Source organism: Phenylobacterium sp., assembly GCF_044372605.1.
In the GTDB taxonomy this organism is placed as follows: Bacteria; Pseudomonadota; Alphaproteobacteria; order Caulobacterales; family Caulobacteraceae; genus Phenylobacterium.
The window spans coordinates 1-6,838 of the sequence record NZ_JBILRO010000190.1 but is presented as its reverse complement, the minus strand read 5'-3'; the positions used below and the strand labels follow the sequence as shown (position 1 = coordinate 6,838).

Genomic DNA, 6,838 nt, shown 5'->3' with positions numbered 1-6,838 from the left:
GGTGCGAGCCATGCGGAAAGCCAGGCTTCGAGTTCACCGGGCTCAGCAAGCGGCATGGGTCCCGTGTCGGCCTTTGCCTTGAACAGGCGGCGCCACCGGCTCGGCCGGGGCCTCGGCGCATCCTTCGGCGCTGTGGACTGTGTCATGCCCTGTCTTTCTCTGCTGGCTGTGGCTGCGCGCGCCGGCGTGACGCGAGGTCCGCGCTCGTCGGAGCGTTGAGATCCCAGATGAGGCGAATCTTCGCCAAACCCGCAATCACAACGCCGCTCAAGTCTGGCTCGCGCCAGGAGAACCCGTGCCTGGCCGCGCGCGGAAAGGCGTGATGATTGTTCTGTAGGCCTTCGCCAAAGGCAAGGAGCGCGACCCAAAGGTTGTTGGCGCTGTGGTCGTCGGTGTCGAAAGGCCGCCGGCCATAGAGGTGACTAAGAGACCCCACGGCCCAGCTCGCATGATGCACGAGCAGGAGACGGACGGGACCGGCCCACAGGAAAGTCTCCACGGCGGTTCTGGGATCGCGCGTGACGAGCCCGGCGATGGCCAGCGGCAGCAACAGACCAAGCGCGGCCCAAAGCCCGTACTGCAGTTGCACCCGAAAGATGAGTGGGTCGCGCACGATGTCGGGCGCAAAACGCATGACGTTGGTCATGTCCGCAGCGAACATCCATCCTAGGTGCCCGTGGAAGAAGCCGCGCCATCCGCTCGCGGGCACTTTCCGGGCGAAGTGAGGTGAGTGGGGATCGTCAGCCGTGTCGCTGAAGCGATGATGCCTGCGATGGGTCGACACCCAATACAGTAACGAACCTTGCAGCGCGGTAGACCCCAGAACGACGAACATGACCTGCAGGGTCCGCCCCGTTTTGAACGAGCGATGGGCAAAATAACGATGAAACCCGATCGTCACCGCCAGCGTGGTCACACAGTAGGCGATAGCGAAGGCGATGAGCGCTATAGCGGACACCCGTCCGCCGCTTGAGGCAGCGAGGGCCAGAGCTGCGACCGTGCCCAGGAAAGGGCCAATGACCACGCCAGAAACAACGCCCCGGATAAGCCGCAGCCGCGCCGGCGGCAGCGAGATTGTCACCGGCACGCCGGAGGTGTCGGTGTCCGACGAAGTCAGCGCCTTGGGCGACGGGACCAGCGTCATGGTGTCTTGGTCCGCAGGAGGTGGGCGGGGGGCCGCCGGACATCCCAGACAAGGCGCAGCCGCGCCGCCAGTCGGATCAACCAGGCCCCCGGATCGATCTGCCAGGGCCGGAAATCATTCGTGGCTGACGCCGGGAAAGCATGGTGGTTGTTGTGCCAGGCGCCGCCCAGGGTCGGAAGCGCGAGGGGCCAGAGATTTCGGCTGTCGTCATTGGTCATGTGGGGTCGGCTGCCCACGGCGTGACAAAGCGAGTTGATGCTCCACGTCGCGTGATGGTTCACGAAGACCCGCACCAAGCCGCCCCACAGAAAGCCTTCCACCGCGCCTCGCATCCCGCCGAACAGGCCGCCGATCGCGGCTGGCAGTATCAGACCGAGGCCGAACCACATGAGATAGCTCTGCTGAATGCGCAGGGAGGTCGCGTCGCGCAACAGATCGGGAACCGCACGCCGCAGGTCCATCGGCCGCGCGATGAACAGCCACCCGACATGCGCGCGCCAGAGAGCCGCCAAGCCGCCGGGCCGAGGACTATGGGGATCGCGATCGGTGTCCGTGAACCGGTGATGATCCCGATGGGTCGCGGTCCAGTAGAATACTGGCCCCTGCCCGGCCATAGAGCCGAACGCGCCCAATACCCAGCGTACAAGGACGCCGCACTTGAATGCCCGGTGGGAAAAGTAGCGATGGAAGCCAATCTCTACGCCAACCGCGCTCGCAAGGTAGAAAGAGCCGAAGAGCCATAGGGATGCCGGCGTCACGCCACCCCAGCGGATCGCTAGGATCGCGGCCGCCAACGCCCCTAGCGCGGGAACGCAGGTCATGAAGAGTAGCAGGCCAAGCGGCCCCTCGACCCGCTTGGCCTGCGCAGAGGACATCATGATTCAGCCCCTGCCCGCAACGAGGGCTCTGACGCGGAATAAAGGTCGCGGCAGAGATGCCGGCGCACCTTGCCGCTCGAGGTCCGCGGAAGCTGCCCGAGCGTCACGAACGCGAGGTCATGGACAGCGACGCCATGCTCAATCGAAACGGCTGATATGATGGCGGCCCGAAGCTCGTCAACGGCGCGCGCGTCGGCACCGCGCCGCAGTTCGATCAGGATACCGAGCCGCTCCTCGCCCGGCTCTCCAAGCGGGAACGCTGCGCAGACGCCGTGCAGGCGCGGACCTGCAGCGCCGCGCAGCGTTGCTTCCACATCGCTCGCGTGAACCTTGCGCCCGGCGAAGATGAGCAAGTCCTTGAGCCGACCCGTGACGGCGAGTTCGCCGCCCGAGAGGACGCCCAGGTCTCCCGTGCGCAGGAAAGGGCCGCGACCATCGGCCAAGCAGGCTCCGAAGACCTTGGCGGTGTCGTCCGCCTTGCCCCAGTAGCCGGCTGCGACGCTTGGTCCCCGCAACCAGATCTCACCCTCCTCGCCCTCCGCCCTCAGGCCTCGAAGCTCGGGATCGACGATTAGGATCTCGCAATCTGCTACGGCATAGCCGCAGGAGATGCGCCCTGATCCGCCGGGCGCGGGTGCAGGATGCACCGTGGCGCCCACGCCACGAGGCGCGCCACTGACCAGAAGGGTCGCCTCAGCCAAGCCGTATGAGGCTTGGAAAGCCGCTCGCTTGAACCCATGAGGGGCGAACCGCTCCGCAAATGCGTCGAGGGACGCCGACGAGATGGGCTCGGCACCGACGAAGGCGCATTCCCAGGTCGAGAGATCGAGCGCGCCGAGATCCAGCCCTTTGGCGGCCTCGACACAGGCCGCAAAGGCGAAAGGGGGTCCGCCGCTGACGGTCGCCTTGGTCTGGTCGATGCAACGCAGCCACCTTAGGGGTTGTTGCATCGCTCTCAGCGGCGACATCAGGACGATCTGTGATCTGGAGAAAAGCGGCTGCAAGACGCCGCTTCCGAGACCCATGTCGTGGTAGGGTGGGAGCCAGATCACAGCCCGGCTGGTGCTGCTAATCCCGTAGAGGGCTTGTTGGCAGGTGAGGTTGTGAATGAGGTTGCCGTGGCAGACCATCACGCCACGTGGCGATCCGGTCGATCCCGAAGTGTATTGCAGCAGTGCCACGTCTGCGGCGTCAGGACCCTCGTCGAGGAATTCTCCAGCGTCTTCTTCCCCATCGTCCCTCAGAACCCACAAAGCCGGAGGATCGATGCCGGCGACGAAGAACTGCGCAGACATGGCGGCCTCCGCCGAGGCGGTGCAGACAATCAGGCTCGCGCCGCAGTCTGCTGCAATCATCGCGATGGCGTTCCGGAGTCGGCGACCTTGCGGAGGCGGCGCGGGGGCCGCCACGCGCCGCGCCAAGAAACAGGCCAGCAGGGTGACGATGTACTCAAGTCCCGGCCGCAGAATGACAAGGATGCGGTCCCCCGGAAGCGTGCGCTTAGTCAGGCCTGCCGCGCGGCGCTGGACGGCCGTCAGGAGTTCACGATAAGTGATAACCTCTGACCATTGGTCGTCTTCCACGAAGGTGTAGGCGACTTCGTCTCCGGACGAGACTGCGCGCTCGCGCAACACGTCGATGATCGATCTGGCCCTCACTTGGCACCCCTCATCGCGACTGCTCCTAGGCGGCGCGTGAGCCGTCTAGGAAAACCCCGGGATGACCGCATCTTTCAAAGCAGTCCGCCCTAGCCCGGCCACCGCCCTGCCGCCCCCTATTGAAGGCCGCAGAGCAAGGGCCACGCTGAGCCTAGGCCATCGCCCGCGCCCTGTCTCGCGTGCAGGCGAAAATTTTTCCGCCGCCACCATCGCGAGAGGCCGCACGTGAAGTGCCGGTCAGGATGACTGCTCCGCAGTCTGTGCGCGCCGGATTTCCCGTTCAATCGCCTGAGTTATCCCACCCAGCGTGCTGAGCGAGGCATCGCCAACCGCGACATCCGGAATCTCCACGCCAAACTCATCTTCCAAAGCAAACAGTAGATCGACGAAGTCCGACGATTGCAGACCGAGCGCCTCAAGCCGCGTCTCCGGGCTCAGAGTGTCGATTCGACAGATGATCAGGCCTGAAGCGACAGTCGCTACCCGGCGAAACACCTCATCCATCGCACCCTCCCCTGGCGGCCCACGCGGCACCGCTCCACCCGACTAGGCCGGTGCGGATCGTGGAAATCAAGTGATCAGTCCAAGGCTGGAACCGGCTTGTCGCTACCATGGCCTCAACCCAGAAGCTGGGCGTCGCCCGGGGCGCGGGACGTTTGTCGCGCAACGGCCGCGAAGCCTAGCGAGGATCGGCTCGCGCCGGGGGTGCGGGGGGTCAGGAAACGGCATCATCGATCAGGCCGAGACCCTGAAGAAAACGGCGGACTGCCCCCACGAACGCCGCTGGATTGTCCGCCATCACGGCATGGCCCGCGACAGGCAGAGTCGTCAGCGTCCCGTGGGCGAGGGCCTCGCGCGCCATCTGGACGGCGACGGCCTCGCCGAGAACCGCCGAACCTATGCCCCGCGCGATAAGAACCGGCATTGGCAGCGCCCGGAGCTCAGACCAGAGGCGGGCGCTCCTGGCGTCGGCCGCTGCCGGATCGAGGTTGCCGATACCCTGCGCGATACCCGGGTCGCACATTAGCATGAAGCCTCCGCCCGGTGCGGCCAAAAGGGCGTGTTCGACGATGTTGGCAATACTGGTCGGCGCGGCCAGCGGGAGGGTCGCTTCTATGTGCTGACGAAAAACCTCTTTTGAAGCGAAGCGCCGTCCCACCGCCTCCCGGAAATTGTCGCGCACCCGCGCGACGATCGCAGTGTTTGCCGCCGGGCTGAAATCCGCCAGGACAACCGCGGCGACGGTGCGCGCCGAGCGGGAGGCGAGCGCCAGCGCAATTTCGGCACCCATCGAATGTCCGATCAGAATCCAACGGGTCGCGCCCACCTGCGCCATCACATCCTGGAGATCGTCGACGTAGGTCGCGACCCTGTAGTCGCCAGCCACACCCCACCCGGAGTGGCCGTGACCGCGTAGGTCAGGAGCGATCCATCTGCGGTGTCCGGCGATGCTAGGTGCCACCTCGTTCCAGATATAGCCGCCGTCTCCGAAGCCATGGATAAAGAGGCTGACGGGCGCGCCGTGCCCCGCGCCCGACAGGTGGAGCGCGGGCAACCCTCCTCGCTCGAGCCGGGTCTCGCAACCTCTGGAGTGGTGGCTGTGTTCCGAAGCCTGCACGTTCTGCCCGGCGGTGTCGTGGGGGGAAGTCATCGCCATCCTTTTTGCAGCTTGGGGGCCGCGCCGGCTTTGCGGCGCCGGTTTCCCACGGGCACTTGAGCGAGGCCGACGGGCCAAGCGTCACTCCGGCTTTTCATCGTCTTTCCTCACTTGCTGGACATATTCCGCCCGCGGCGGCGGCGGGGGGGTGATCTGTATGTTCATGCCGAAGACAAGCATGAGGCTCGTCATCATCACGGCGCCGCCACGCTGCCGCCGGGCAAACCGGACCGCCCACAGCCCAAGCGGCGCAAGCAGGATCACGATCAACAGGCCTAGACCCAGGGAGGTCCACGCTCCCATTTCGGGAGGCGGCGCGGGCGCGTGAGCGGGCGTGATGACAGGAGGAGGCGAAGTATCCACGATCTCTAACTGGGAGGTCCGGACGCGGTCGCACAGGCCCGAAGGGTCATTTGGTGCCTGGGTCCGGCGCGAGAGATCGCGGCTCGCGGCCTATTCGCCATGGTGGTCCATCGCCAGCTGATCAAGGCGCGCGCGAAGAATCCGACCGACTTGGGCCGCCGGCCCCTCGTCGAGCATGCTGCGGTGTGCGGTGTCGATGCGTTCGATGGCAAGCCGCCCGCCAATCAGACGCCGCCAGGCGTCATGCCGCGAGGTGGTGTCGGGCGTTTCCCCCACTGCGGCGAGGTAGAGCATATCGCCGTCGAAGTGTGCGGGGACGGCGGCGGCGTTGAGCTCGGTGTTGCGCCGGAGGTGGTTCAGCCAGCGCGTCAGATCCGCAGCGGTGAATTCGGCGGGGACCAAGTGGTTGCTCCTGAGGTGGGCCAGCGCCGTCGAGGAAGCTGTCGGCCGCTCCGCTTCGAGGCTGGCGGCTGGATAGCCTGCGCTCTCCAGCAGCTGGCCGAGCGCGGCAGCGTCGTCGAAGCAGAGCGGCGTGTCCGCAAGGGTGCCCGGATCGGAGTCCAGCAAGCCGAGGAAGGCCACGCCCTCCCCTTGCTCCCGGATCCGGCAGGCGATCTCGTGGGCCATGAGGCCCCCAAACGACCAGCCGAGCAGATGGTACGGCCCGGCCGGCTGGATCGTCCGAATGAGAGCTAGGTACTCAAGCGACAGCGTCCGCAAGGTTTCCGGGCGCGCCTTCGCGTCGTGCGCCTGTAGGCCCCAGAGGGGCCGTTCGTCGCCGAGGTGCTTGGCCAGGTTCGCGTAACACCAGCTCAGTCCGCCGGCCGGGTGGATGCAGAAGAGGGGCGGGAGACTCCCGCGCGCGGCGATGGGGAGGATCGGGTCGAAGGTGCCATGGCCGGCATCCTCTAGCCGCAGGCTGAGTTCGGCGACTGTTGGGGCGTTGAAAACGGCGATCAGCGCTAACCGCACGCCGAACTCGGTCTGCACGCGATTGACCAGCTTCACCGCGTCGAGCGAATGGCCCCCGAGCTCGAAGAAGTTGTCGTGGACCCCGACCTGGTCCAGCCGCAGCACCTGCCCCCAGATCTGCGCCAGCGCTGCCTCCGTCGGGCTTCGCGGCGCTACATAGGCCAGA

7 protein-coding genes are annotated in these 6,838 nt (G+C 66.1%); all 7 read right to left on the bottom strand.

Features of this window, described 5'->3' with window-relative positions:
- Positions 1-142: 142 nt before the first annotated feature.
- Positions 143-1,144 (bottom strand): acyl-CoA desaturase, encoded by a 1,002-nt coding sequence (locus ACIQ42_RS13980; RefSeq protein ID WP_397422859.1) that lies wholly within the window; start codon positions 1,142-1,144, stop codon positions 143-145.
- The gene (locus ACIQ42_RS13975; protein ID WP_397422857.1) at positions 1,141-2,022 is read right to left on the bottom strand and encodes an acyl-CoA desaturase; all 882 of its coding nucleotides are present in this window, start codon (positions 2,020-2,022) and stop codon (positions 1,141-1,143) included. Before ACIQ42_RS13975 ends, ACIQ42_RS13980 begins: the two co-directional genes overlap by 4 nt.
- Positions 2,019-3,680, bottom strand: a complete 1,662-nt coding sequence (locus tag ACIQ42_RS13970) for a fatty acyl-AMP ligase (protein ID WP_397422855.1) — start codon at positions 3,678-3,680, stop codon at positions 2,019-2,021. Before ACIQ42_RS13970 ends, ACIQ42_RS13975 begins: the two co-directional genes overlap by 4 nt.
- A 237-nt stretch (positions 3,681-3,917) precedes the next feature.
- Positions 3,918-4,184, bottom strand: a complete 267-nt coding sequence (locus ACIQ42_RS13965) for an acyl carrier protein (RefSeq protein WP_397422853.1) — start codon at positions 4,182-4,184, stop codon at positions 3,918-3,920.
- 211 nt (positions 4,185-4,395) lie between these two features.
- Positions 4,396-5,337, bottom strand: coding sequence for an alpha/beta fold hydrolase (locus ACIQ42_RS13960; protein ID WP_397422852.1), 942 nt, complete (start codon positions 5,335-5,337; stop codon positions 4,396-4,398).
- A gap of 81 nt (positions 5,338-5,418) precedes the next feature.
- Entirely contained in the window at positions 5,419-5,607 is a 189-nt protein-coding gene (locus ACIQ42_RS13955; protein WP_397422851.1) for a hypothetical protein, read from the bottom strand.
- Positions 5,608-5,790: 183 nt separating this feature from the next.
- The coding region (locus tag ACIQ42_RS13950; protein ID WP_397422850.1) for a thioesterase domain-containing protein at positions 5,791-6,838 on the bottom strand (1,048 nt) is incomplete at its 5' end.